At 46.0% G+C, this 26,196-nt stretch carries 27 protein-coding genes and 5 tRNA genes; 6 read left to right on the top strand and 26 right to left on the bottom strand.

Translation table 11 applies throughout. The features are described from left to right. Positions 1-80: 80 nt before the first annotated feature. From GLV97_RS04980 to GLV97_RS04990, 3 genes are all read right to left on the bottom strand, one after another. Positions 81-1,040: an ROK family glucokinase gene (locus GLV97_RS04980; RefSeq protein WP_160889168.1), complete on the bottom strand. Its 960-nt coding sequence runs from the start codon at positions 1,038-1,040 to the stop codon at positions 81-83. Beyond that, positions 1,037-1,255 (bottom strand): YqgQ family protein, encoded by a 219-nt coding sequence (locus GLV97_RS04985; protein ID WP_160840634.1) that lies wholly within the window; start codon positions 1,253-1,255, stop codon positions 1,037-1,039. Before GLV97_RS04985 ends, GLV97_RS04980 begins: the two co-directional genes overlap by 4 nt. 66 nt (positions 1,256-1,321) lie before the next feature. Beyond that, positions 1,322-2,725, bottom strand: a complete 1,404-nt coding sequence (locus GLV97_RS04990) for a spore germination protein (RefSeq protein ID WP_202409671.1) — start codon at positions 2,723-2,725, stop codon at positions 1,322-1,324. 222 nt (positions 2,726-2,947) lie between these two features. Between GLV97_RS04990 and GLV97_RS04995 the strand changes: the two genes are divergently transcribed. After that, a complete protein-coding gene (locus tag GLV97_RS04995; RefSeq protein ID WP_160889169.1) occupies positions 2,948-3,805 on the top strand; it encodes a hypothetical protein in 858 nt (285 codons plus the stop codon). Here the strand turns inward: GLV97_RS04995 and GLV97_RS05000 are convergent. The 4 genes from GLV97_RS05000 to rpmG form a co-directional block, all read right to left on the bottom strand. Further along, complete coding sequence (locus tag GLV97_RS05000; RefSeq protein ID WP_160889170.1) at positions 3,799-5,331, bottom strand: rhomboid family intramembrane serine protease; 1,533 nt, start codon at positions 5,329-5,331, stop codon at positions 3,799-3,801. The two genes, GLV97_RS04995 and GLV97_RS05000, sit on opposite strands and share 7 nt — an antisense overlap. 107 nt (positions 5,332-5,438) lie before the next feature. Beyond that, on the bottom strand, positions 5,439-5,627 hold the full coding sequence (locus tag GLV97_RS05005; protein WP_160836128.1) for a hypothetical protein: 189 nt from the start codon (positions 5,625-5,627) through the stop codon (positions 5,439-5,441). Between the two features lie 92 nt (positions 5,628-5,719). Continuing rightward, complete coding sequence (locus GLV97_RS05010; protein WP_160889171.1) at positions 5,720-6,289, bottom strand: 5-formyltetrahydrofolate cyclo-ligase; 570 nt, start codon at positions 6,287-6,289, stop codon at positions 5,720-5,722. 52 nt (positions 6,290-6,341) lie between these two features. Continuing rightward, positions 6,342-6,491 (bottom strand): 50S ribosomal protein L33, encoded by a 150-nt coding sequence (rpmG, locus tag GLV97_RS05015; RefSeq protein WP_027955394.1) that lies wholly within the window; start codon positions 6,489-6,491, stop codon positions 6,342-6,344. A 177-nt stretch (positions 6,492-6,668) separates the two neighbouring features. Between rpmG and GLV97_RS19765 the strand changes: the two genes are divergently transcribed. Then, on the top strand, positions 6,669-7,049 hold the full coding sequence (locus tag GLV97_RS19765; protein WP_202409596.1) for a DUF6115 domain-containing protein: 381 nt from the start codon (positions 6,669-6,671) through the stop codon (positions 7,047-7,049). Then, positions 7,046-7,492 (top strand): endolytic transglycosylase MltG, encoded by a 447-nt coding sequence (locus tag GLV97_RS05025; RefSeq protein WP_160840642.1) that lies wholly within the window; start codon positions 7,046-7,048, stop codon positions 7,490-7,492. Before GLV97_RS19765 ends, GLV97_RS05025 begins: the two co-directional genes overlap by 4 nt. A 98-nt stretch (positions 7,493-7,590) precedes the next feature. On the opposite strand, the gene phoU is transcribed toward GLV97_RS05025, so the two are convergent. The 14 genes from phoU to GLV97_RS05095 all read right to left on the bottom strand — a co-directional run bounded on the left by phoU (position 7,591) and on the right by GLV97_RS05095 (position 18,929). After that, complete coding sequence (gene phoU / locus GLV97_RS05030; RefSeq protein ID WP_160889172.1) at positions 7,591-8,247, bottom strand: phosphate signaling complex protein PhoU; 657 nt, start codon at positions 8,245-8,247, stop codon at positions 7,591-7,593. A gap of 18 nt (positions 8,248-8,265) precedes the next feature. Beyond that, the gene (gene pstB, locus GLV97_RS05035) at positions 8,266-9,108 is read right to left on the bottom strand and encodes a phosphate ABC transporter ATP-binding protein PstB (protein ID WP_224870017.1); all 843 of its coding nucleotides are present in this window, start codon (positions 9,106-9,108) and stop codon (positions 8,266-8,268) included. Between the two features lie 22 nt (positions 9,109-9,130). Next, positions 9,131-10,009: a phosphate ABC transporter permease PstA gene (pstA, locus tag GLV97_RS05040; RefSeq protein ID WP_160836132.1), complete on the bottom strand. Its 879-nt coding sequence runs from the start codon at positions 10,007-10,009 to the stop codon at positions 9,131-9,133. Continuing rightward, positions 10,009-10,956, bottom strand: a complete 948-nt coding sequence (gene pstC / locus GLV97_RS05045; protein WP_160836133.1) for a phosphate ABC transporter permease subunit PstC — start codon at positions 10,954-10,956, stop codon at positions 10,009-10,011. Before pstC ends, pstA begins: the two co-directional genes overlap by 1 nt. 77 nt (positions 10,957-11,033) lie before the next feature. Next, positions 11,034-12,032, bottom strand: a complete 999-nt coding sequence (locus tag GLV97_RS05050) for a PstS family phosphate ABC transporter substrate-binding protein (RefSeq protein WP_160889173.1) — start codon at positions 12,030-12,032, stop codon at positions 11,034-11,036. Between the two features lie 213 nt (positions 12,033-12,245). After that, the gene (locus GLV97_RS05055) at positions 12,246-14,408 is read right to left on the bottom strand and encodes a peptidoglycan D,D-transpeptidase FtsI family protein (RefSeq protein WP_160836135.1); all 2,163 of its coding nucleotides are present in this window, start codon (positions 14,406-14,408) and stop codon (positions 12,246-12,248) included. A gap of 87 nt (positions 14,409-14,495) precedes the next feature. After that, the gene (locus GLV97_RS05060; protein ID WP_202409597.1) at positions 14,496-15,731 is read right to left on the bottom strand and encodes an MFS transporter; all 1,236 of its coding nucleotides are present in this window, start codon (positions 15,729-15,731) and stop codon (positions 14,496-14,498) included. Positions 15,732-15,839: 108 nt separating this feature from the next. Next, positions 15,840-16,454, bottom strand: a complete 615-nt coding sequence (locus GLV97_RS05065) for a superoxide dismutase (RefSeq protein ID WP_160836136.1) — start codon at positions 16,452-16,454, stop codon at positions 15,840-15,842. A 192-nt stretch (positions 16,455-16,646) separates the two neighbouring features. After that, positions 16,647-16,719: transfer RNA gene (locus GLV97_RS05070), tRNA-Phe, on the bottom strand. Between the two features lie 43 nt (positions 16,720-16,762). After that, a tRNA-Ser gene (locus GLV97_RS05075) sits at positions 16,763-16,855 on the bottom strand. A 12-nt stretch (positions 16,856-16,867) separates the two neighbouring features. After that, a tRNA-Ile gene (locus tag GLV97_RS05080) sits at positions 16,868-16,944 on the bottom strand. A 3-nt stretch (positions 16,945-16,947) separates the two neighbouring features. After that, positions 16,948-17,023 (bottom strand) — tRNA-His (locus GLV97_RS05085). Positions 17,024-17,046: 23 nt separating this feature from the next. Beyond that, positions 17,047-17,123, bottom strand: a tRNA-Met gene (locus tag GLV97_RS05090). Positions 17,124-17,291: 168 nt separating this feature from the next. Further along, positions 17,292-18,929 carry a Na/Pi cotransporter family protein gene (locus tag GLV97_RS05095; protein WP_160836503.1) on the bottom strand — a complete coding sequence of 546 codons (1,638 nt, stop codon included), beginning with the start codon at positions 18,927-18,929 and terminating at the stop codon, positions 17,292-17,294. Between the two features lie 422 nt (positions 18,930-19,351). Between GLV97_RS05095 and GLV97_RS05100 the strand changes: the two genes are divergently transcribed. Continuing rightward, on the top strand, positions 19,352-19,534 hold the full coding sequence (locus tag GLV97_RS05100) for a hypothetical protein (protein WP_160840646.1): 183 nt from the start codon (positions 19,352-19,354) through the stop codon (positions 19,532-19,534). Positions 19,535-19,916: 382 nt separating this feature from the next. On the opposite strand, the gene GLV97_RS05105 is transcribed toward GLV97_RS05100, so the two are convergent. Then, positions 19,917-20,543 (bottom strand): NfeD family protein, encoded by a 627-nt coding sequence (locus GLV97_RS05105; RefSeq protein ID WP_160840648.1) that lies wholly within the window; start codon positions 20,541-20,543, stop codon positions 19,917-19,919. A 251-nt stretch (positions 20,544-20,794) separates the two neighbouring features. Here GLV97_RS05105 and ispG point away from each other — a divergent pair, with 251 nt between their 5' ends. Beyond that, positions 20,795-21,907, top strand: a complete 1,113-nt coding sequence (gene ispG / locus GLV97_RS05110) for a flavodoxin-dependent (E)-4-hydroxy-3-methylbut-2-enyl-diphosphate synthase (RefSeq protein ID WP_160836138.1) — start codon at positions 20,795-20,797, stop codon at positions 21,905-21,907. A 42-nt stretch (positions 21,908-21,949) separates the two neighbouring features. Here ispG and GLV97_RS05115 read toward each other — a convergent pair whose 3' ends face one another. Both GLV97_RS05115 and GLV97_RS05120 read right to left on the bottom strand, forming a co-directional pair. After that, on the bottom strand, positions 21,950-22,471 hold the full coding sequence (locus GLV97_RS05115; protein WP_160836139.1) for a DUF4190 domain-containing protein: 522 nt from the start codon (positions 22,469-22,471) through the stop codon (positions 21,950-21,952). A gap of 118 nt (positions 22,472-22,589) precedes the next feature. Beyond that, positions 22,590-23,318: a lytic transglycosylase domain-containing protein gene (locus GLV97_RS05120; protein ID WP_237416814.1), complete on the bottom strand. Its 729-nt coding sequence runs from the start codon at positions 23,316-23,318 to the stop codon at positions 22,590-22,592. Between the two features lie 169 nt (positions 23,319-23,487). Between GLV97_RS05120 and GLV97_RS05125 the strand changes: the two genes are divergently transcribed. Further along, on the top strand, positions 23,488-23,772 hold the full coding sequence (locus GLV97_RS05125) for a DUF2624 domain-containing protein (protein ID WP_160836140.1): 285 nt from the start codon (positions 23,488-23,490) through the stop codon (positions 23,770-23,772). Between the two features lie 35 nt (positions 23,773-23,807). On the opposite strand, the gene GLV97_RS05130 is transcribed toward GLV97_RS05125, so the two are convergent. Together GLV97_RS05130 and GLV97_RS05135 are read right to left on the bottom strand one after the other, a co-directional pair. Beyond that, the gene (locus GLV97_RS05130) at positions 23,808-24,704 is read right to left on the bottom strand and encodes a deoxyribonuclease IV (RefSeq protein WP_160836141.1); all 897 of its coding nucleotides are present in this window, start codon (positions 24,702-24,704) and stop codon (positions 23,808-23,810) included. A gap of 18 nt (positions 24,705-24,722) precedes the next feature. After that, positions 24,723-26,042, bottom strand: coding sequence for a DEAD/DEAH box helicase (locus GLV97_RS05135; protein WP_160836142.1), 1,320 nt, complete (start codon positions 26,040-26,042; stop codon positions 24,723-24,725). Between the last annotated feature and the right edge of the window lie 154 nt (positions 26,043-26,196).

The following is a 26,196-nucleotide window of genomic DNA, read 5'->3' on the forward strand; positions in this document are numbered from 1 at the left end:
TCGTTTGATAGGAAGAATTTTTTCTAATGGAAGGGGAGCGTCCACAAAAAAACTGGAGCCGACAAGGGCCCCAGCTATTTTCATTTGTTCTTTTTCACTAAATAGGCTCCACCGATGACACCAGCGTCATTACCAAGCTCAGCAAATTCAAAGCTGGAAGCTTCCGCCGTTCTTGAGAGAGCATATTTACGGTAAGCCGTTTTTAAAGGGTCCAGCAGCTGATCCCCTGCCTTGGCAACACCACCGCCGATAACAATCTTTTCAGGATTGATGACAATCGCCATGTTGGCAATCGCCATTCCCAGCACATCAGTGACTTGATGGAGAACATCGGTCGCAGCTTCGTCTCCTTCTGCCGCAGCTTGGAAGACATCTTTGGCTGTCAAATCACCGGATTGAACAAGGGAATGAAGAAGAGAGTCATCGTAATCCTCCACGGCCACTTTCGCTTTTCTAACAATTCCAGTCGCTGATGCCTCTGTCTCCAGACATCCGGTCTTCCCACAATTGCAGGGGGCCCCACCTTCAGGAATGACGGTCACATGGCCAAGCTCTGCCGCCGTGCCATTCGCTCCGTTCAACACACTGCCATTGGCGATAACACCGCCGCCGACTCCTGTTCCAAGCGTAACCGCAATCAGTTCCGAGCATCCGCGGCCTGCGCCGAGCCAGTTTTCTCCCAGCGCAGCAAGGTTGGCATCATTGTCGACCCATACATCGAAACCGGTGAGTCCGCTCAAAATGTTTCCAAAATCAAAATCTTTCCAGCCTATATTTACAGCTTCGTGGATATAGCCGGTTGAAGTCTCCACAAAACCAGGGGCTCCTGCTCCAATTCCCATAATTTGAGACTTCCCGATGCCAAGTTCCCCGCGCACCTGCTCCACCGCATCAGCAATGTCTGAAGGAATCGACGCCCCCTTTTCTTCTGTGTTCGTCGGGACTTCCCATTTCTTCATAATTTGACCATCTTCATTAATGAAAGCAAGTTTAATGGTTGTTCCGCCAATATCAGCACCTATGTACACGTGTCTGCTCATCGTTTATGGTCCCCCTCCTGCCGGTCTCTCTCCCGGGCAATCTCACTGCGGAGCAGCAAAACAGCCATCTGATAATCCTCTGTTGTCATACACTGTGATTGATAGAGCTCCCGGATTTCGTCTTCCATCATTTCTAAATCTGCTGTGCGATCACCAATATATATGATCGTTCCAAATTTTTTTAAGAACTGCTGTACATCATAAATCGTTTTCATATTTTATCACCAGTTTCTATTATAGCAAGTGTTGAGCGGATTGAAAATGCAGAAAAACCCCGACCGTCATCGGTCAGGGTCTTTCGGGTGAAGAAAAGCCGGTCTTCTGTTTTTCAACGGGATCGGAGAACGAAGCAGAACGTCCCTGAAAGGCTTCCAGGAAAACGGCATAAACGGCCAGAGGTACGGTGTTTTAAATGTCTGCATCCGCGTCAGATAAATCAGCCAGAACGTAATACCAATGACGTATCCTTTCAATCCGAAAATCCCTACAGCCAATAGAAGCGCAAGTCTGGAAAGGCGGTCAGCCAGCCCGACCTCATAGCTGGGTGTCGCAAACGTTCCGACAGCGGCAAGAGCAAGATACAGAACGACTTCACTAGAGAAAAGCCCCACTTCAACGGCTACCTGTCCGATCAATATGGCAGCCACAAGCCCCAGTGCCGTGCCGAGGGAAGACGGGGTGTGAATGGCAGCCATCCGCAGCATATCAATGCCAACCTCAGCAAACAGGAACTGCACGAGTAAGGGGATCGCTCCCGCTTCTGTCGGACCAATATACGAAAGAGACGCCGGCAGCAGATCGGGGTTTTTGGAAAATAAGAAATACAGAGGCAGGATAAAAATAGATGCAAAAAACGCAAAATACCGGACCCACCTTAAATAGGCCCCTACCAATGGTTTCTGCCTGTATTCCTCCGCATGCTGCATATGATGCCAGAAAGTCGCCGGGGTGATCATCACACTTGGAGACCCATCAATGATGACGAGAATGTGCCCCTCATAAAGATGTGCAGCTGCTGTATCCGGCCTTTCCGTATAACGGATGACCGGGTAGGGATTCCAGTGCTGACCGCTGATGTATTCTTCAATTGTCTTCTCAGCCATAGGAAGCGCATCTGTATCGATTTCCTGCAGCACCCTTTTTAAATGATCCACTCGATCTGTATCGGCGATATCCTTGATGTAGCAGATACAGACGTCCGTCAACGACCTCCGTCCGACCTGCAGGTACTCCATTCGTAAGGAACGGTCACGCACACGCCTTCTCGTCAGGGCGGTATTGAAAATGATCGTTTCTACAAAACCGTCCCTCGAACCTCGGACCACCCTTTCCAGATCCGGTTCCTGCGGCCCACGTACCGGATAGGTCCGGGCATCGATAATAATAATTTCGTCGACCCCTTCTACGAGAAGGGCTGTCGGTCCTCCCAGTACGAGATTGGCAGCCTGGTTCATGTCTTTTTCCTGACCGAGTTCTACATAAGGAAGGTGTGTTTTCAATAATCGATCCAGAGGGTCGGGTTCAAGCTGCCCGGGTTCAAGCCGGGACAAGAGCTTCATTAAATAGTGAAGAATATCATCCTTTACAAAACCATCAATAAAAAACAGGGACATGCCCCGGCCCGCATAAACCAGATCCAGATGGACCATATCAAAGCTCTCATCTACTCCGAGACGTTTTCTCATATAGGCTACATTTTCTTCATAACTGTCAAATAATCGCTGGTCCTGCTTTTCATCCACGCGTCTGCCTCCTCACGATGTCCTGTGCTACCGTTTATTTTCCTACAAACCCTTCGATTTCATGCGTGCAGGTTCATAGAGAAGTCCAGGTCAGAGGCATGTCCTGCTTTTTAAGGGCATATCCTGTAGTAATTCAAGATTGTGACAGGCCAAGGAGAGGGTCGAATGAAAAAAGTATGGATATACTGGGTGCTGGGTCCGCTTACCCTGGCTGTAGCCCTGGCTTTATATACCCAGACTGGAGAGAAGCCCGTCATCAAATATTTCCCTATCGATCAATCGAAAGCTTTCGAGTCATTTGAAACCGTTCTGGAGTATGACGCTGAGGAAGATGAAGACGAATATAAGGTGTCGTGGAAGGTAGCGTCGAAAAGCAGCAGCCCGGTATATTTAAGACAGGATGTCTCCCTCCTTTATGTGAACGGAAGATTGAAGGGGGTTGTATCGAAGTGGAAGGAGAATACGGACGTTATAAAAAAAGAAACGTCGCTCCACGGAGAGGACAGTCAAAAGTATCAGGCGGTTTCCTTTCACCACGGGGAGGTTCATGAGGGTGAAAATGGAATAAAAAGTATGCAGGCCACCTCAAAGGATGAGTTGTACGTCATTGATTCCCCCCATTCCGTCCGGAGCGCCTTTAAGGAACCGGAAACAGAGGAAGAAAAAGAATGGAAACAAAGGCTTGATCACTCCATTGAACAGCAGATCGAAGCACAGTGGCAGGAACTGATGACCCATTACCAGGTACCAAGAGACAAATATACAGCGGTCGCCCTTACAGAACTTGCGGATTATAAAGACAAGCCCTTCCCCGGAACGTCTGAGGCTGACTCTGAACGGATCAAAGGACAGCTGTGGGAAGGACTTTATAAAAATTATGTGCTGGGCATCAGCGATACAAAATCATCGCACCCGATTCAAAGTTATATTCCCCTGATCCTGTTTGATAAGGATGGGAAGCATTTACTTGTTCTATACGAAGATGATACAGGCAAAAAGCACCAGCTCATCCAATATTATTGAGCCAGTTCTTCATTCAGCTGTTGGAAGTCCGCATTGTCAGGGTTCAATTCAGCGGCTTTGGACGCTCGTTCAGCCGCTTTTTCTAATTCTCCATCCTGCTGAAGCAGAAGAGCGAGATTATAGTGCGCTTCCGCCAGATCAGGCGCGATGGAGATCACCTGTTCAAGGTCCTCTTCTGCTTCTGCTGACTCCCCGGACTGCAGGTAGGCATAGGACCGGTGGAAAAGCAGCTCCGCCTCATACCCCTGAGGTTCCTCAAGGGCCTGGGTGGTTATTTGAATGACGTCACTATAGGACTCCTGTTCGTTCAACTCGCTGACTTCCTGCACCACCATCCTTGATTGTTCACCGTTAAATGCGCCTGTCATGCCTAAGTACACCATAGCGGCCATAGCCCCTGCATAAAGCAGGACGGCTGCAGGCTGCCACTTTTTCATGGCATGTTTAGGCAGATGAACCATGGCAGAAGCCGTAAATCCTCCGATCAGACCTCCAATATGGGCGCCGTTATCCACCTGCGGAACCATCACACCAAAGGCAATGTTAATACCTATGATGACTATGAGATTATACCCCATCGTCCGGAGGAAAAGCTGCTTGTACTGCACGCCGAAAAACAACAATGCCCCAAACAATCCAAAGATAGCACCCGAGGCACCGGCAGCGACCGAAGGATTAATCATAAAGCTTGCCATGCCGCCAAATAAACCGGCCGCAAAATAGATCACGGCAAAACGTAAGGTGCCGTAAATTCTTTCTACTGCAGACCCTAAATAATACAAGGCCAGCATATTCATAAAGAGGTGGATAAAGCCGATATGAAGGAAGGTGGAAGTGAGTATCCGCCACCATTCTCCGTCCATAATCGCTGGATTATATTTGGCTCCATAAGAGATCAACGTTTCGATGGATGTCGTACTTCCAACCATTTCAAGGTAAAGGAAGACAAGGATGTTTACAGCGAGCAGAACATACGTTAATCGCGGACGGCCATAATCAAAAATGGAAGCAGCCGCTTCTCTTTGTTCCCGCTGCTTCTTCACCAGCTGGTGTTTCATAGATGGAAGAGAGGCCTCCATATCCTCTTCCCTTAAACTCCGGTGGATCTCAGGCTTCTCGATGTCTAAGGGTTTAAAAAGATCTTCCAACGCCTGTTCCTTTGTTTCATCACTCATATAATACAGATGTAAAGGAATTTTCCGATCGTTATACTCCTTTACGGTGTCTTCCCACTCATCCACAGGGGGATGCTCGGAAACGAATACCATATGAAATTCCAGTTTCCCTCCCCGAAAAAGGGAACGGTTCTGATTCAACTGCCGGTACCCTGTTTCCAATTCCCTGGAGAGCTCATTTCTCCAGTTGAGCTGTTTGTGAGAAAGTCGGAGCACATGATTTTTTCTGTTCACCTTTTTCTCAAGCCATATCTCCCCATGACTCGTATTCACATGGAGAACCTGGAATTGATGAACGTGGACCATATAGTCAACCATCTTCCAGAGGTAATATTCCTGTTCAATAAACAATGGCGGTCCCTCCCTGCACCTTTCATATTACCACGCTTCCCACCCGCACAGCCATTCACACTACCTGACTGTAAATATAAAAAAACGGTCAGGAAAACCTGACCGCTTCAAGAGTGTCCTCGAAACATCTGTGATAGGAATTTCTGCCGCACCCAAGGGATATTCATGGAAAACCGCACAAGCAGCCGGCGCAGCGCAGGGAACTTGGTTACCACATCCAACGCTTGATAACGATATTTGTATAAAGCTGTAATCAGAGACCCGATAATGATGATGTATCGAAAAAACAGACGCATCTATGCCACCTCTTTTATGATTGGATACGCCTAGTTTCTGTTCTGATCCCTTCCCTTATACAAGCTTCTCCGCAGTTTTCCCTTAGTTTGGATTAGAGGGAGTAGGTGGAGTGAATCCCCTTTTCTGTGAGTACATACTCTACACGCTGGTCGTATTCCTCAACCGGGAGGATCTCCTCCCGCTGCTTTTCTGAAGCAATCATCATTGTTTTACCCTGGAAGCCTTCAATGAAGCGGTCGTAATACCCACCACCATAACCAATTCTGTACCCTTTAGCATCAAACATCAGCCCGGGGACAAGCAGGAGGTCAATCGCATTCTTCTCCACAAACCGTTTTGTATCCCGCTTTGGCTCTCTCAGTCCAAAATATACCCGCTCCAGCTGATCGTAGTTGTCCAGATGATAGAATTCCAGCTGTTTTTCCTTTGGCAGGCACCGGGGAGCCGCGATGGTTTTCCCAGCTTTCCAGCCTTCCTGGATAATCGGTTCTGTGGACCACTCGTGCTCCTGGGAAAGTGTCACTCCTATGATCTTCGCTTTTTTCCATTCATCACTGGAAAATAAGCTCTGATACATGGCTGCTTCAATGGTCTGGCGTTCCCTTAAGGGAATATGATGAAGGATGTTCTTTCCTTTAAAACGGTACGCTGTTTTCTCCATAAAAGTCACCTCCGATAGGTATAAAAAAAACAGTAGGAATAAATCCTACTGCTTACTTCGTTTCACGGTGAAGCGTATGCTTACCAACGCGCGGGCTGTATTTCATAAGCTCGATGCGCTCAGGGTTTTTACGTTTGTTTTTAGTGCTAATATAGTTGCGGTCACCTGTTTCAGTGCAGGCAAGTGTAATATTTACACGCATGTTCATTCCTCCTAATTAATCGAATCACTGACTCATTCACATTATCAGACTTACTCATAATAACAAAAACCTTCTCTACTTTCAAGTGAATATTCCAGTAAAAGCGGCTGAAAATCCCATAGCCACGCCCGGAGTTCTATGATATAAATAAACAGGGATTCGATTAGGAGTGATCACATGATTTATGCCGTTGCAGCGCTGGCGGGCGCAGCTATTGTTTTTTTCATTTTTTCCTTCTTTGCTAAAGACCGCATCAAACAGTTAGAGCAGCAAATGGAACAGCTGAACCTGACCATGATGCAGAACGATTATCAAATGAAGAAAAAAATGAAAGTTCTCGAAGAAGAATTGCTGGCTGGTGATTTAACACAGGAAATCGTCCATCAGCAGAGCCGAAAACAAACAAGCGGGCTTTTCAAACCGCAGAATACGGAAGATACCGTGCTTACAATGTATCAAAAGGGGTACAAAGCCCATTACATAGCAAAGCAGACGCATTTAAGCGAAGATGAGGTTCTCGCCTTGGTCGATCGATCAAAACAGGGAGAGCAGTCATGAAGCAATGGATCCAGGCCTTTTCCATAGGATTACTGACATCAACCGCTGTTTTAGGAATAACCTACTTGAATACAGAATCCCCTGAGGCGGAAGTCATTAAGGAATCTATGAGCGAACAGGACATGATGGACCAGCTGGAGCAGTCCGGTTACCGTGTACTCTCTAACGAGGAATGGGCAGCAGTAAACGCAGAAAGCCCTTCACCTCAAAAGTCAGATCCGCCCAGTTCCCAGGGTACCACGTATTCCATTGATATCACTGAAGGAACTGCTACACCTGAAATTGCGGGAAAACTCGTAGATGCAGGGATTATCGAAGATGCCGATGCATTTACTTCCTTTATGGAAGAGAGGGACTACAGCCGGTATATTCAAATTGGACAGGCAACGGTCACATCCTCGATGACCTTACAGGAAATTGCTGAGGCTGTTACATCAAAATAGCAGTCTAAAAGCGGGCATGGACGTACACGCCCGCTTTTTCCATCTTTAAAAGGTGCCTCAAAAAAAGGGCCTGGATGCACACATCCAGGCCCTTTCTGTTAATTTAAATCATACGTTCTGCCTTTGACCTGATAAAAGATATTTTCACCGATGTTTGTAATATGATCGGCGTAGCGTTCTATATACCTTGCTACATAAGCCATCTGCATGACGTGCTGTACCTGTTCGGGATTGACAGCGGTAAATTCAAGCATTTGTTTCACTACATCTCCGCACTTCCGGTCCACTACATCGTCCATTTCTGCAAGCTTATTCGCCAGCGAAATATCCTCATATTCAAAGGCTTTAACAGCCAAATCGACCATATCCATTGCCAGGATGGCCATTTCACGCAGCTCAGGGTCAATTTGAATCCCGTGATTAATGCCGAGATGAATAGTGGCTTTGGCAATGTTTGTAGAGTGGTCGGCCATCCGCTCCAAGTCAGAAGAAATCTTAATAGCCGTTACAATTCTTCTTAAATCCCGGGCGACGGGCTGCTGCTTCGCCAGCATCAGGATGGCATCATCGTTGATCTTTTCCTCTTTAGCATCGATCACGGCATCCTTTTCAATTAATGTCCGCGCCGCTTCGACATCTCCCTGATACAGCAGGTGGATAGCTGTATCGAGGGAATACTTCGCATCAATAGCTAAATCTTTAATCTGTACTTTTATATTTTCAAGTTCTCCCTCAAAATGAGCACGAATGGACATCGAATACCCCTCCCTGGATCAGCCGAACCGTCCTGTAATATAATCCTCTGTACGCTTATCCTGAGGGTTCTGGAACAGATTGTCGGTATCAGCGTATTCAATCAGCTCCCCGTTAAGGAAGAAAGCCGTTTTGTCAGAAATACGGGCTGCCTGCTGCATGTTGTGTGTAACAATCACAATGCTGTATTTTTCTTTAAGTTCCTGAACCAATTCCTCTACTTTTGCGGTGGAAATAGGGTCCAGCGCTGAGGTCGGCTCATCCATCAGGATGACATCGGGTTCAACAGCAAGGGCACGCGCAATACACACACGCTGCTGCTGACCACCGGATAATCCATACGCATTCTCGTGAAGACGGTCTTTCAGCTCATCCCAGATCGCTGCCCCCTTCAGACTCTTTTCCACAATCTGATCAAGGATTTCCTTTTTCTTCACGCCGTGAATCCTCGGTCCGTACGCAACGTTGTCATAGATGGATTTAGGGAATGGGTTCGGCTTTTGGAAAACCATCCCCACTTTCGTGCGAAGGTATTCCTGCTTGAATTTGCTGCTGAAGATATCCTGTTCACGATATTTGATGGAGCCGGATGTTTTTACAATCGGCACCATTTCAACCATACGGTTCAATGTCTTCAGAAACGTGGATTTCCCACAACCCGAGGGACCGATAATGGCTGTTACACGCTCCTGCGGGATATCCATGCTGACTTCATAAAGAGCCTGGTCCGATCCATACCATAAATTCAAATCATTGACTTCAATGATGCTGCTGGCTTTCTCTTTATTAACCTCTGATTTCACTTCTGGTTTTTTTGTCTGTTCGTTTCTCACGTTTGTTTTCTTTTCCATTACTTTACTCATAATGAAACCCTCCTCATCCTAATTAAAAGCGTCTCTGATATTTGTTCCGGATCAAAACAGCGATTGAGTTCATCAAAAGCAGGACGGCCAGCAGAATAATGATTCCTGCACCGGCCACGTACTGCCACTCCTCCTGCGGTCTGCCCGTCCAGTTATAAATTTGAATCGGCATCACGGTATACTTCGCAAGCAGCGAATCCGGCAGTGTATAAATAGCTGTAGCTGCCCCTACAATAATCAACGGGGCTGTTTCCCCAATAGCCCGTGATAAAGCGATAATGGCACCGGTTAAAATTCCAGGAATCGCTGCTGGAAGAACCACCCTTGCAATGGTCTGCCACTTGGAGGCACCCATTCCGTAGGAAGCTTCCTTGATTTCAGAGGGGACAGATCTTACCGCTTCCTGTGATGCGACAACGATAACAGGAAGAATAAGAAGCGCCATTGTCAAACCACCAGCAAGAAGCGTATAACCAAAGTTGAACATGTAGACAAAGAAAGTCAATCCTAACAGTCCAAATACAATCGATGGTACGCCGGCAAGGTTTTGGATGTTCACACGAATAAAGTCTGTAAAGCGGTTTTTAGGTGCGTATTCTTCAAGATATAAGGCTGTAGAAACTCCAATGATGATCGAGAATACAGCTACAATGATCATTAAGAAAATCGATCCGATCAATCCGGCATAAATTCCTGCTTCCTCCGGGTACGGAGCAGGAAAGTTTAAAATATAATCTAAACTGAGGTATCCAACCCCTTGAGTCAATACACGGTAAAAGAGTAGAACTAGAACGATCAGGCCGACAGCTGTAGCAAGTCCAAATAAAACCATAGAGATTTTATTTGCGGCTACCCTGCCTTCCATACGCTGCTTAATATTCTGTTCATTCTGTCCAAGCATTAATATTCCTCCCTGAACTTACGCGAAATGTACTGGGCAATAAGATTCATGACCAAAGTGAAAACAAACAAGGTCATTCCTACTGCATAAAGGCTGTAATAGATGGTGGATCCGAATGTCGTATCCCCTGTGGCAGCCTGTACAATAAAGGCAGTCATCGTCTGGATGGACTCCGTCGGGTTGAAAGTAAGGTTTGGTGTAGCTCCCGCTGCAATCGTTACAATCATCGTTTCCCCGATTGCACGAGAAATGGCCAGCACGATGGAAGCCACAATTCCGGATAATGCTGCCGGAAGTACAACCTTAAACACAACTTCCAATTTCGTTGCACCCAGTCCATAAGCACCTTCACGTAAAGCATTTGGTACAGAGTTCATTGCATCTTCAGACAGAGATGCAACCATAGGAATAATCATAATCCCTACTACAACCCCTGCACTTAAGGCGTTGAAAATTCCAAGGTCAGGAATAATTGATTGAAACATTGGAGTAATGAACGTCAAAGCAAAGTATCCGTAGACGACTGTAGGAATACCAGCCAGTACTTCCAGGATAGGTTTGATGACCCTTCTAACTTTATCATTCGCATACTCACTCAAGAAAATGGCTGCCATTAGTCCAAGTGGAACTGCAACAAGTGTTGAAATAAGCGTAACAAGGAGTGTACCGCCAATTAACGGAGCAACACCATATTCGCCGGACCACGGAGACCAGTTTGTACCTGTATAGAAATTAACAATTGAAACATCAGAGAAAAACCCAATGGATTCTCTCAATAAAGTAAATAAAATTCCCAGTGTAGTGAGAACACTTACTGCTGCACACAAAAGAAGGAAAAACGGGATGATTTTCTCTATTCTCTCACCGAACGTTTTCTTTTTCTTATTGTTCTCAATCATTTGCTGGACGTCAATCATATTCCCCTCTGATTGCAAACCTTTGTCCATCATTAAACTCCTCTCATCCATAAGGCAGGGTGAGACTGCCATCAGCCTCACCCCTCCTTTTTAGGTTTTAAAGTAACTTACTCTGCCCAGCCGCTGACCATATCAAGCTGTTCTTGATACTTTTCGTCTGGAAGAGCTACATAGCCAACTTCTTCAGCTGCTTTACCAGCATTGTTCAATGTGTACTCAACAAAGTCACGAACCTGTGCTTTTTCTTTATAAGCATTCACGTTAACATATGTGAACAACGGGCGGGAAAGTGGAGTGTAAGAACCATCCTGAATCGTTTCCGGAGTCGGCTCGACCGCTTCTCCTTCGCCTTCAGAAATAGCAAGAGCTTTCAGGCTGTCCTCGTTTTCCGCGTAATACGCATAACCGAAGAATCCGATAGCATTTGGATTGTCTTTGATTCCACGCACAAGAACGTTGTCATCCTCAGAAAGAGTCGTGTTTTCGCCTTCTTTCATCGGCTCTTCTTCAAGAACTACTTCATTGAAGTAATCGAATGTACCGGAATCGTGACCAGGGCTGAAGATTTTGATTTCTTCTTCAGGCCAGTCAGGGTTGATGTCAGACCACATTTGAGCGTCAGAAGAATCAAGGAAAATCTGCTTGAGCTGCTCGATCGTAAGTTCCTCAGCGAAATCATTTTCAGCACTTACTACTACAGAAAGACCATCGTAAGCCAGCTCCAGCGGCTCAAGAGTAATGTCATTTTCTTCAGCGATTGCCATTTCTTCTTCCTTGATTTCACGGGAAGCGTTACTTAGATCAATTTCACCAACTGTAGATTTTTTGAATCCACCGCCGGAACCGGAAGAGTTCAATGTCGCGTCGACTTCCGTCTGCTCCTGCTGATAGGAATACGTTAAGTTTTCCATGATTGGGAACACCGTAGAAGAACCATCAATGTCAATCGGTCCGGAAACTTCCTCGGAACTTTCTTCTCCAGAACCTTCACCATTTGCACTGTCCTGTTCCTCTGTATTTCCTTCTTCGGAACCACCGCATGCTGCAAGCACTCCTACTACAAGGATGAATGCAAGCATTAAAGCTAAACTCTTGAAGTTCTTCATTTCTTTCTCCCCCTATTATTTATGGATATTTAATGCTGTCGGCTGCTTGGCCAACTCACATTTTATATACTAACGACGGAGTTTTAATAACATATGAATCAAACGTAAAGGTTTTGTAAATTGGGGTTTTTTAGCGAAAAAGATTGGTAATTGAGTGATTTTCACGTTATTTCCATCCGTCTTCGTATAAAAAAAGGAGTGATACGTTACGTATCACTCCTCAGTTTCTGCATCTTCTCCATTGTTATTCTCTTGTTCTCCAGGACCTTCGTCAGCCGTACCATTTTCCCGTGCTTCTTTCAGCTCAAAGTACGCCTCCCCTATTCTTGCACCAATGTTATTACTGATGCCGAATGTGCTCGATGCACCCTCTCCTAAATATGGAGAGATAATCGAGAAGGCAATTTCCGGATTATCGGATGGAGCATAGCCGACTAATGTCTTGTTTAGAAGATCATCATAGGTTGTCCGCTCTCCGTCTTCACTGAATACGGTTTTCGATGCCTGGGCCGTACCGGTCTTCACAGCCATATCATATTGGGCATAAGGCTGCTTTGAGAATACAGAACTGGCCGTACCTTCACTCGTCTGAGCCACTTGTCTGAACCCTTCCTGAACCCGCTCGATATACGATGAATCCATATCGAGTTGATTCAGCACCTCCGGGGTATAATCTTTATACACCGGTCCGAGACCGTCGCTGTTGGACGGTTCATGGACACTGTTCACAAGACGAGGACGGATGCGGTCACCACCGTTGGCAATTGTTGAAACGTATTGATTCAGCTGCATAGCTGTATACGTATTGAACTGTCCGATGGAAAAGTCAAGAATCTGCCCGGGCTGTCTCAAAGTTCCTTTAACACCTGAGGCCTCATATGGAAAATCAATCCCTGTCGGCACCCCTAGTCCAAATTGATTGAAGTTATAAACGAATTTATCCAACGTTCCGTCTTTAAGCTTCAGAGCATCCATATCATAACGGTTGCTTGTTTCCCCACCTAAATACATCGCAAGGAAATACATGTAGACGTTGGAGGACTGCTGCAGGGCTGCAATATCATTTACTGTTCCAATGCCTGATGTGTACGAAGCTTTTTTGCCATCTGCAATAGTAACAGGCTTGTCATTAATCCATGTATTTGGTGTCACAACACCTTCATGAAGACCAGTCAAAACCGTCGCTCCCTTAACCGTTGACCCCGGCATATAGGCATTATACAGCGCCTGGTGTGAAGTGTCTGTAAAACGGCTCTCTCCTTCTTCCGGATTACGGTTATAGGTCTGTCCACTGATAGCCAGAATTTCGCCTGTCTGTGGATTTGAAACCACAGCAACGGCATTCTCCAAGTGCCTGTTAAGAGAAGGTGCATTGACAATCGCTGACTGGAGCTCTTCCTGGACAATTTTGTTTACTTCTTCCTGAAGTTCCATATCAATCGTTAATTGAAGGTCTTTTCCTGCCTGCCCTTCCCTGATAACTTTGGAATCAATGACGTTGTTGTTGCTGTCGGTTTCATACTGCACTTTTTCCTTGGTTCCCCTGAGGACTTCTTCATACTGCTGCTCAAGCCCACTTGTGCCTACACGGTCGTTGCGGCTGTAGTCCAGAGACATGTAATAATCAAGGTCGTCCCGGGGGAGGCCCTGCTCACTTGAAGTGATACTTCCGAGGTAACTGCGGAACGCGGATTCATACGGATATGTACGTTCCCAGTCCGAAGTGACATTGACACCTGGAAGCTTCGCCAGGTTTTCTGCCACAGCGGAATACTCCGCTTCCGTAATATCCGAATTCTTTATCACATGTGGTGCCAGGGAGTATGCTTGATCCAATTCTTTCTTAACAGCGATGATTTCCTTCGTCTGATTGTCGTAGCCGGAAATCTCCTCATCTGTAATGCTGTCCAGCTGCAGCTGGTACACTTCCCCGTTGTCCATATCTTCTGTTACTTGATCTTCTACACGGTCACGGATTTCCTGTTCATTCTGCAGGTAGAAATATTCCTTTAAATCGCGGTCCGTCAGATTTTCATAGTCCATATCCAGGTAAGAGGACAGCGTTTGAGCAAGTTCCAGCTTGTCCCCCGCCTGCACACCTTTGGGTGGTGTATACGTAATGGAATACAGAGGCTCGTTATCAACAATCACCTTTCCCTGACTATCATACATTTCTCCCCGCGGGACAGAAATGGTCGTTGTTGTATTTTCCGTCCGGTCTATTTCATCCTGAGCTTCTTCGCCGTTCAAAATCTGAACAACGCCGAGCTGGAGGATGATCCCGGCAAATAAAACGAACACAATAAAAAACACCACGTTCAGCCGAAAGGGAAGGTGTGTATTATGTTTATACCGTTTGTTTTTGTTTTTCCCCATGAACTCCTCTCCTTCTTTCAAAGTCCTCCCGCTATTATACCATTTTTTCAGGTAGTAGGAATAGACGAAGCTCATGGGTGTTTGGTTTCAATTATGGGTCACGCGTCGAGGTTTCGAGTCGATTCCTTTAATGAAGAAATAGATCAGGAAGTGTCCACCACCAACAAGAAGCAGGATGTAAGGGATACCCGTTTCCGGTGGAATGAACGTAATTGCCCCTAAAAAGACGAGGATGGAGAGGACTCTTCCCATATTCAAGAAAATCTCCCGGACAACGATATATTCAATTCTCATCTCAGCAGCATTCCACGATCTCCCGATGACATCATATGTGAGAGACACATAAGGCACATATAACAGCGGGAAAAAAATCCCGGCCACAGCAGCGTACAGTAAAAGCAGCGGCATCGTACTGCTGAATAGAAGGATGACGACGCTCGCATATAAACAAAGTCCGGAAATAAAAATCGATGTTTTTCTCCGCTTCGGCTTCACCCACCTGCTGACAAGAAAATAAAACATGAACGAAAAGCCGGAATAGACCAAATTAAAAACACCGAGAGACAGCTCATTCTTTGTAAGGAGGAAGATCCATATCGAGACAGCGAATAAAAAAGTCCCTTCTCTGAACCCCTGGGCTACATGGGCATTCAAGATACGTTTCCAATCCACATTATGCCTGCGCTCTTTGACGATCCGCTGGAAGGAAAAATTCCCTCTCGCTTTCCTCCTTGATAAGCCGAAGCTGACCAAAACAGCTACAATAAACAGCGCAAAGGATACACTGAATATGACGGTGTACCCTGTAAAGTTATTCATGCGTGAAATAATAATCCCGGCCAGAAGCGGTCCTGTCATGCCGCCAAGCGACTGGAGGACACCAAGAAATCCGTTAAAAAAATCTCTTGTGTCGGGCTCTGTTATTTCAAAAGTCAGGACATTATAAGCGAGCCAGTAAAAACCATAACCAATCCCTAACAGGGCTCCAAGCATTAAATTAAACGAAGCCGCCCGCTCCCCTACCATCAGCACAGTCAGGAAAAATAACGAAAGGACCGTTACTCCTGTTCTCAGCACAATCACCCGGTCCATTTTTTTCGCCCACCGGCCCGCGATGATAAAAGTGAGCGGCTGAAAGATGTATATACTGAGATTATAAAGGGCGATATCCGTGTAGCTGTTGGACTGCTTCCATAAGTAAATGTTCACAAAAGTGCTGGATAAAAATATTCCGAGGGAGTACAAGCCTCCAATGAGAAGTAACAATAATAAATCTCTAGAAACGTTTTCGCGGCTCAGCCATGTGCGCAGCTTACTCATCATATGCATGTCTCCTTTATGTTCTCCTTTAGTGTTTTCAGAACATATGGAGATATACAAAAAGAGAGGGGCGGATATATCCGCCCCTCTCACTGGTGTTATTCATTCCATTTATTTAGCTGCGTCGAAGCGCTTCGCTACTTCATCCCAGTTAACGACGTTCCAGAATGCAGAAACGTAATCCGGACGACGGTTCTGGTAGTTCAGGTAGTATGCGTGCTCCCATACATCCAAGCCAAGGATCGGTGTTTTACCTTCCATGATCGGAGAATCCTGGTTTAGTGTATCAATCACTTCCAGGCTGCCATTATTGACTACAAGCCATGCCCAGCCTGAACCGAAGCGGCCGGTTGCTGTCGTTTCGAATTTTTCTTTGAATTGATCAAAGCCTCCGAAAGTATCGTTGATCTGAGTAGCCAGATCCCCTGTCGGCTCACCGCCGCCGTTTGGAGACATGATTGTCCAGAAAAGGCTGTGGTTGGCATGGCCGCCACCGTTACGGCGCACAGCTGTGCGGATATCTTCCGGTACTGCTGAAAGATTGTTGGATAGAAGCTCTTCCAATGACTTGTCCTGAAGATCTGCATGTCCTTCAAGTGCATTGTTCAGCTTTGTTACATATCCGTTGTGGTGCTTCGTATGGTGGATGTTCATTGTTTCCTTATCGATCGTTGGTTCCAATGCATCGTATGCGTAAGGTAGTTCTGGTAGTTCAAATTTAGCCATAATGTAACTCCTCCTTTAAAATAGTATGTAAAACAAGAAGCTTCCGCCTCTCATTTCACATTATCAAACAGGTTTGTCGGTTGCAACTGATTTGCATGACAAAGAGATGGAATCTCTTCCGGTATTATAAATTCCCTTATGTACAGGTCTTAAACATAAAAAAAACAAGCACATCGCTTGTTCATTCAAAAGTGGCTCGGGACGGAATCGAACCGCCGACACACGGATTTTCAGTCCGTTGCTCTACCGACTGAGCTACCGAGCCAGGTAATATGATGTTTTCCGAATGGTTTTCCATTGGAAAAAGATGGCGGAGGAGGAGGGATTCGAACCCCCGCGGGGCGTAAACCCCCTGGCGGTTTTCAAGACCGCTCCCTTCAGCCGGACTTGGGTACTCCTCCGGAATCTATATATGGTGGACCCTGCAGGACTCGAACCTGCGACCGATCGGTTATGAGCCGATAGCTCTAACCAGCTGAGCTAAGGGTCCACATGGGGCGGTTGATGGGAATCGAACCCACGAATGCCGGAACCACAATCCGGTGCGTTAACCACTTCGCCACAACCGCCATGTTTATAGATGTCATATGTATGGTGGCGGTGGAGGGAATCGAACCCACGACCTCACGGGTATGAACCGTACGCTCTAGCCAGCTGAGCTACACCGCCGTATTCGCTTTGTAAGCGACTTAATAAATGTAACATTTATGAGATGTGATGTCAACATCTTTTTTCGCTCCGTTTTCAGCGACAAAAATAATATACCATGCTTTTACGGACGCATCAAGGTTTTTTTATAAAAAAAGGTGAAAGCTCCAAGAGCTTTCACCTTGTCCATTACAGACTCTCTTTTTCTCCCAGTACTTCTTCTGCGATATTCACAGCGTGGTCTCCAATTCGTTCGAGATTACTGATCATATCTACAAATACGATACCAGCCTGTCCTGTACATACCCCTTCATTCAAGCGGATGATGTGCTTCTTACGATAGCTTCGTTCCATCCGGTCCAGTTCATTTTCCTTCTGGACAACGGCGAGTGCTTCCTCGCGGCTCATGCTTTCAAGGGATTTAGTTGCCTGCTTCACGGTCATCAACGTTAAATCAAACATCGTGTTCAAATCGTCGACGGCTTGAGCAGTCAGATTTACTTTGTTGGAATTTTTATAATCGATGAGCTCGATGATATTTTCAAAGTGGTCTCCGATGCGTTCCAGGTCACGGACCGAATCCATCAATGCAGAGTGTTTTCTACTTTCTTCATCCGTCAGGGATGCTTGAGAAAGATCAACCAGGTAATCCGTGATTTTCCGATCAAGGTTATTCAGAGCGTCTTCAATCTGCATCGCAATCTCTGAGTGTTTCTGCTGTTTGTTATTCAAATACAGACTTGTTTCTTCCAACCCTTTATAGGCATATTCACCCATGCGGACCACTTCTTCCTTCGCTTGATCAAGCGCAAGAGAAGGAGACTGTTCGATAAAGATCGGATCAAGATGCTGCGGTTTGAACTCGATCAGTGAATCATTCCCAGGTACAAGCTTGATTACAATCCACGCCAGAACAGCAATGAATGGGAACTGGACCACTGTGTTGGCAATGTTGAAGGATCCGTGCGCAAAGGCGATGGTCATTTCAGGTCCAAGGTTCAGATAGTCCTGGAGCCACTCCACGTATAAGGTGAAAGGCTTTAATAAAATGAGGAAAACGGTAGCACCCAGCACGTTGAAAATAACGTGCACAAAGGCAGCGCGCTTCGCTCCTACACTGGCTCCGATAGCTGCAATGACAGCAGTAATGGTTGTCCCAATGTTATCACCGAAAAGAACCGGAAGAGAGGCTTGAATATCAACCAGGCCTTCCCCGAACAGCCCTTGAAGAATACCAATCGTAGCACTGGAACTCTGCACGATCACTGTAAACAGTGTCCCGATGACAACACCCAGAACAGGGTTCTCACTCATACTTAATGTCAGTTCCCTGAAGGCTTCAAGGGAGCGGAGCGGTTTCATACCTCCACTCATTAATTCAAGACCGAAGAATAATGCACCAAGTCCAAAAACCGTCTGTCCGATATTGGATACTTTTTTGTTCTTAAAGAAGAAAATCAACAAGGCACCAAGAGCCAGTATAGGCAGTCCATATTCTTTCACATCAATACCAATTATGAATGCAGTAAAAGTCGTCCCAATATTGGCACCCATAATAACACCAATGGCTTGTCTAAAGGTCATAAATCCAGCGTTAACCAATCCAACCGTCAATACAGTTGTTGTCGAACTACTTTGAACAAGAATAGTTACTACGGCACCCGCAATAACTCCCATTAACGGATTGCTGGTAAAACGGTCTAAAAGTTCCCTCAAACGGTCTCCCGCTACTTTTTGAAGGCCGTCTCCCATAAATTTAATTCCAAACAGGAAAATACCTAGCCCGCCGATGAATTCGAATATCATCTGCTGCACATCGATTTCCATGTTTTCCACCCTTTCCTCATCCGAATTTCTGTATGTCTCTCTATAAAACACCTCATCCATTATTAACGAACCACGAATCTTTTGTAAAGATGTAATAGAAAACTTAACATTAAATTTACATTGGGGCTTTTCATATAAGGAACGTTTCTGTGAGGTATCCATGGAAAACTGCCTTCCATTCCTCTGTTCCATAACAAAAAAGGCTTCCCTCTGGAGGAGTAGAAAAAGCCTGAGTTAACCAGTTAGAGTTGTCCATTTGTCATGTCAGGGGTTACATTCCGCTTAGGTGGATGAATGCTGCCGCGGGCACGCCCTCCGCTGACTTGGTTAGGAAGGTCGCCTGCCCAAGTGGATCTTCGTCCCGTGCTGTTCCCGCAGGCATTACCACCGAACGCCCCTCGTGCCGACGTTAGGATAGATAGATGAGAGATTGTGCACGAAGCAGGATCGCAGATTCGAAAGACCGGCATGGGCTGCGCTGTTGCCGGTTGCGTGAAAAAGAAAAGGGGAAAGAACAGGCGCTGATGATGGCTGCCTGCCGGAATATGAAAAAGACTGTCCTCCATTCAGCTGAGCTGGGTGAAGGACAGTCTTTTTCGATTTAGAGAACTCCCAGGGAGCGGTGCCCCTTCCACTCCTGCGGAAGAACGAGTGGGCCGGGATCGCCGAGCGTGGGTTTTGCGAGGAAGCTCGGGCACTTGTCCGCGGAAAGGGAAGGGGCTTTCGATCCCGGCGGTAAGAAAGAAAAAAGCTTGTAAAGAAACAAGGGTTTCTCTACAAGCTGAAGGTTCCCTCCAGAGGAAACCTTTTACATGGGTATGAAGGTCCGTAATCGACCAATTTCCAGGAGCCCTTCCGTTGCGAAGTGTCCTGGTACATCGGCAAGATTTCTGCCAGAGGCACCTATTCTCAGCCTCCGAACCTCCATCGGCCGGCTGCTCTGATCCATCCTTTACAAGAGCTTAATGATGGATATGCGAACAAACGTTAATCATGAACCTTCTTAACCATAATTTTAGTCCCGTCTACAGAAGCGACCGTTACAGGCTGATCCTTATAGATCCACTGACCATTCGAGACAGCACTGTAGTCCTCTCCCTCTATCTCAATGGTTCCGGAAGGACGCATATCCGTCCGGGCAGTCCCTGTTTTCCCCAGAAGCTTCTGATACGTTTCATTCATGGAATTGTAGCCCATTTCCGATGTCATCTGATCATTCAATGCCATTTTGTTCCACATGTTTCTCCGTTTGAAAACCTTAAGGAAAACAAGCGCTGCGAAGCCCCCGGCAATGACTCCAATGACACTGTATAATCCCGCAGTCCAGGTAGGCGCACTAAAGCCCACAGCTGTAATCATCGCTGCCGCTCCTATGGTGGCCAGTGTTCCATCATTGATCAGCTTCCCATCAATGATCATAAGTGTAAGACCTAGGAAATAAACGAACATCATAATGATAAACATATCCACAGCAAGATAACTGGAGAAAAACACAGTAATAAACCCGAGTCCCAGCACAGCGAAAATGCCGCGCATGTTAACAAGCAGCTCACCGATCAGGAACATAGTTCCAAAGAATGTAATCAGCAGTGCTATCCAATCTGTTTCCAGCATAACGGTTCACCCTCTCTCCTATTACTATACGTACGAACGACAAAGGGGCTGTGTTTCAAATGATAACAATTTTCTTCCGTTTCCTCTCGTGATATACTTTTCACGTCGAGGAATCCAATCTGTTTACACAAACTTAACGTGAAATGCGGAGCTTTTGAGAGTCCTTACTTCTCATTTCCAGCCATTGCCCTTATAATGAAGATTGGAAAAACATCCTGCAACCCTTTTTTTAATTTAAAGGAGCGATATTCATGCCAATTACGCACAGAAAAGATACACGTCCCGTCAAAGTCGGGGACCTTACCATAGGTGGTTCAGATGAAGTTGTCATTCAGTCCATGACCACAACGAAAACGCACGACGTCGAGGCTACTGTAGCTGAGATTAAACGTCTGGAAGAGGCCGGATGCCAGGTCGTCCGTGTTGCCTGCCCTGATGACCGTGCCGCTGATGCCATTCCTGAAATCAAAAAACGTATCAACATTCCACTCGTTGTCGATATTCACTTCGATTATAAGAAAGCCTTGAAAGCCATTGAGGGCGGCGCGGATAAAATCCGTATCAACCCCGGAAACATTGGTAAACGTGAAAAAGTTGAAGCTGTTGTCAAAGCAGCGAAAGCAAAAGGGATTCCGATTCGTATCGGAGTAAACGCAGGTTCCCTTGAGCGTCATATCCTTGAAAAATACGGTTACCCTACGGCTGATGGAATGGTTGAGAGTGCGCTTCACCACATTAAGATTCTTGAAGACCTCGACTTCCATGACATCATTGTTTCCTTGAAGGCTTCAGACGTCAAGCTTGCCATTGAGGCCTACGAAAAGGCGGCGGCCGCTTTCAATTATCCGATCCACCTTGGTATTACAGAATCCGGAACACTTTTCGCCGGTACGGTCAAAAGTGCCGCCGGTCTTGGTGCCATTCTTAGTAAGGGAATTGGAAGTACCGTCCGCATCAGTTTAAGTGCTGATCCTGTAGAAGAAGTGAAAGTAGCCAAAGAACTACTGAAGACTTTCGGACTCGCTTCCAACGCAGCCACCCTGATTTCATGCCCGACATGCGGACGGATTGAAATCGATCTGATTTCCATTGCCAATGAAGTCGAGGAGTACATTCAGAGCATTAAAGCTCCGATTAAAGTAGCTGTCCTTGGCTGTGCGGTAAATGGGCCGGGTGAAGCCCGTGAAGCAGATATCGGCATCGCCGGTGCCCGCGGTGAAGGTCTTCTTTTCCGCCACGGGGAAATCATCCGCAAAGTGCCTGAGGATGTCATGGTCGAAGAACTTAAAAAAGAAGTAGATAAGCTTGCTGAAGAGCACTACGAGAAAGAGCGTCAAAAAAAGCTTGAACAGCAGCAATCCTAAGATAACCAAAAAGGTGGACCATGATGGTCCACCTTTTCTTATTTACAGGAAGTTTATGAACGGAGCGAAGAAGAGAGAAAAAGCAATGGAAACAACACTGATGATGATCGCCATGTTTCCAAGTGTGTCGGCTCCTCTTCTCTTTCCGACAATTCCAAGGATAATCCCTGCGGCACCTAGAATGAGTGGAGCAAAGAAAAAGGAAAGGATAGCGGCTGATAATCCCAGCCAGGCCATTCCTACTTGTACATCTTCCTCCATTGTCGTTTCCTGCTCCCCATTATTCATCGGTTCGTCAATGGGACCGATAGCTGCCTCCTGGGCAAATTCCTCTTCATAACTGTCCCCATAAACAGGCTGATAAGGACCGCGGCCGTGATCATCCACGGATTCCACCTTGTCGTACCCGGCTTCTTTTCTTAAATCACTGTCCTGAATTTCGTCAAATGCCTCTTCCAGCACCTGCTCCCTCGTTGGTTCTTCTTCATGAACCTCTTCCCGGGCATCCCCGTAATGGGGCGCATTTTCTGTTTGATTCTCAACAGTTTCTTTTGGATCGTACATGCGAATTCCCTCACTTTCTGTATGGAGAATCACCTTTATTATGTGACGTTTTATATATTTTAATGAAGGGATTTGATGGCAGAAAAAAAACCGGATGACGGATCATCCGGTTCCTCGATTATTCAGCTGAAGCCAGAGTCGTATGAGCTTCGGCGCTTTCCTGAATTTCCACCGCATACCAGCTCTCTGCATGACCATGTTCCTCTTTATACTGTTCAAGACCTGACATTCCCCGGTGATAAGCGGTTAATGCTTCATCCCAATTTTGATAACGGTTGTTTAAATAATCCAGATAAACGAATGATAACTGCATGGAGTAATAAGGATCAAACAACAGCTCCTCTTCATAGGGAAGTCCGGCCATATCCGCAATCCACGGAGCCGTATTTTTCATGAACTGGGACATGCCGTAGGCACGTCCATATTCTGTTTCAGGTCCTACAAGTTCAGGATCAAATGTCCCTCCTGTTTCCACCTTTAACAGCTCATAAACGAGATAGGGGTCCAGATCGTAGCGCTTGGCCTCTTTCACTAAATACATCGCCCACGCCTTTTTAAAGGCTCCATCACTTTCCTGTACAAGGATATCGGCCTGATCTTCAATCCCCGGCCATGTCAAAAAACCATTTTTTCGTTTATTCTCTGAAGACTGGTCTTTTAAATAGGCGTTGACCGAAGCGAGCTTTTCCTTTTCCCCCTCCATTTCCTCCTGGCTCTCTTTCAGTGATTTATTTACATCCGCCATTGCCTGCTGTTCATTTTGATGCCATTGATGATAAGTAATGAAGACAAGACTGATTAACAGCATGGCAAGGACCGTTCGCAGAATAGATTGCTGCTCATTCATTCTGTTCACTCCTCTCCTGACTCTTTGCTGTACAAGAGCCAATGCGCCATATTACGCGAATGGGTGTTTGATTGCAATTCATCTACTCATACGTGAAATTATTTTCAATACACACATCATTCCCACGATTCATATGGTGTATGAAACAGTGGGAAAGGGTGATCACGTGATGAAGAAGATGGCCCAACAATTCATTACCCAGAAATTGAAGCAGTTAACCGTTAAAGAACTGCTTCAATACAGCAGGAAGTATCAGATTCCAATCACAGAAGAAGAAGCACAGGCCATTATTAAAGCGTTAAGAAAGAATAAGGAAAACCCTTTTGAGAAAGACGGGCGGAAGAGAATGTTGAAGAAGCTTGCAGGGCTGACCTCTGTAGACACAGCGCGGTCAGTAAATAAACTGCTTCATAAGCTGGCCAAAGAATACGGAGTCGAGGAATGGCTGAAATAAAAAAGGCGGAAGGTTCAGCACCTCCGCCTTTTTCCTTATGCCTGATTAAGAATTTTTTCTTTAAGGTCCGGATCAAACGTTCCTTGTTTAACCATATCGATTTCAAAACGGTATGGAGGTTTTTTGTTCTTTTTATCTTCCCCGACGTATGGAGTTTCCAATATCTTCGGAAGATCCTTCAGCTGTGGGTGATGAATGACTTTATGGAGCGCATCGAAACCGATGTGGCCAAACCCGATGTTTTCATGACGGTCCTTCGCCGCTCCCTGAATATTTTTACTATCATTGACGTGGATGACTTTCAAACGGTCCAACCCGACAATCTTATCAAATTCGTTCAGGACACCATCAAAATCCTCCACAACATTATAACCAGCGTCATGAATATGACATGTATCCATACATACCGACAACTTTTCGTTCATGGTTACGCCATCAATGATCTGTGCGAGCTCTTCAAAGCTTCTTCCAATTTCAGAGCCTTTGCCCGCCATTGTTTCCAGGGCAATCTGCACATCCTGATCCTTATGAAGCACTTCATTCAGTCCTTCAATAATTTTCGGAAGACCTTTATCCACTCCCTGACCTACGTGGGAGCCCGGATGCAGGACGATCTGCTTTGCTCCCAGCGCCTCTGTGCGCTCGATTTCACTGCGCAGGAAATCGACACCGAGCTGGAAGGTTTCCGGCTTGGTTGTATTGCCTACATTGATGATATAAGGCGCATGGACTACGATATCTTCAATCCCGCTGGCTTTCATATGTTCACGGCCCGCTTCAATATTCAGTTCTTCTATTGGACGGCGGCGCGTGTTTTGAGGAGCGCCTGTATAGATCATAAATGTTCCGGAGCCGTAGGAAGCTGCTTCTTCACTCGCGCCTAAAAGCATTTTCTTCCCTTTCATTGATACGTGTGAACCAATTTTTACCATGACCATCTCGACCCTTTCTTATTTCTTTTTAAACCGATTCTGCTTCAATCTGCGTTTATTTTGTTCCGCCTGTTTTTTCATCTTTTTCTTATAGCCCGGTTTTACTTTCTTCGGACGACGGACGAGTTGTTTAGCCTGCTTATCCAGATTCGTTTCCTTCTTTTCACGAATCTGACGCTCATTATAGGCATTTACTTCTCTCCATTCCCCTTGTTTCACTTCGTAAAATTGGAAAGATAAACCTTTCTTTTCCAGTTTTTGAATCAAAGGGAGATCCTTTTCCTGATAAAGGTTGATTGCTGTACCTTCAAGACCGGCCCTTGCTGTACGGCCGACGCGGTGAATATAAAACTCCTCTTCCTTCGGCATCTGAGCATTGATCACATGGCTCACACCCTGGATATCAATACCGCGTGCAGCCAAGTCAGTAGCTACAATGTATTGATAACGGAGGTTTTGGATTTCCTTCAGTACTCTTTTTCTTTCCCGGGGGGACAAACCTCCGTGAAGGACTCCAACTTCCAGCCCGCGGCTTATCAAATCATCCGCAAGCTCGTCCGCAAGCCCTTTCCCATTTGTGAAAATGATGGCCAGATAAGGCTGAATCGCCTTCGTAATGTCCATGATGACTTCCCCCGGCTGTTTATGGCGGAGAGGAATCAGTCGATGCTCCATCGTTTCCGGTGAAGGCTTATCGTCTTCAATTTCAATATGAGTCGGATTGGTTAAATATTTTTTCAGGAATGGCTGCAGCCTTTCAGGGATGGTTGCAGAGAAAACAAGCATCTGGACATCTTCAGCCATCCGCACAAGAATCTGATCGACTTCTTCGATAAAGCCAAGGTCGAGCATCAAGTCGGCTTCGTCTAAAACAAAGGACTTCGCTTGGTAAAGATCCACCGCCTCCTCTTTCACCATATCAAGGATACGCCCTGGTGTTCCTACGATGATTTGAGGAGGATTGGAAGACAACTTCTCCACCATCTTCTGTTTATCCGTTCCACCAATCAACAGTTTGGACCGCCATACCTCCTGTTTTCCTGCGTGTTTAACCGCCTTTTTCACTTCTTCGTGAATCTGAATAGCCAGTTCCCGTGTGGGTGCTGTAATGACAAACTGTACGGCATCGGCGTTCTCATCCATCCGGCTGAATAAAGCCAGCAGGTAGGCATGTGTCTTGCCGGATCCAGTATGGGATTGTCCGATCAAGCTTTCCCCTCTTAATGCCGGTGGCAGAACCTGCTGCTGGATTGGTGTGGGCTGCTTGAAGCCCAGTCCTTCTACAATTCTGCTCACTGTAGAGGAAATTGCGTATTGTTCAAAAGTATGCTTACTCATGTCCGTTCTCCTTTAATGTAAAATGTTCCTTCCCTATTATAATAGAGTGTGCCTTAAATTGCACGATAACGTTGTCTGACCACCGCTTTCTTTGTCAACTTACGCTTTACCCTTTATAATGAAGATGGTATCTTATAAGATGTTCGATTGGATA

The organism is Halobacillus litoralis (assembly GCF_009856355.1).
Taxonomy (GTDB): Bacteria; Bacillota; Bacilli; order Bacillales; family Halobacillaceae; genus Halobacillus; species Halobacillus litoralis_B.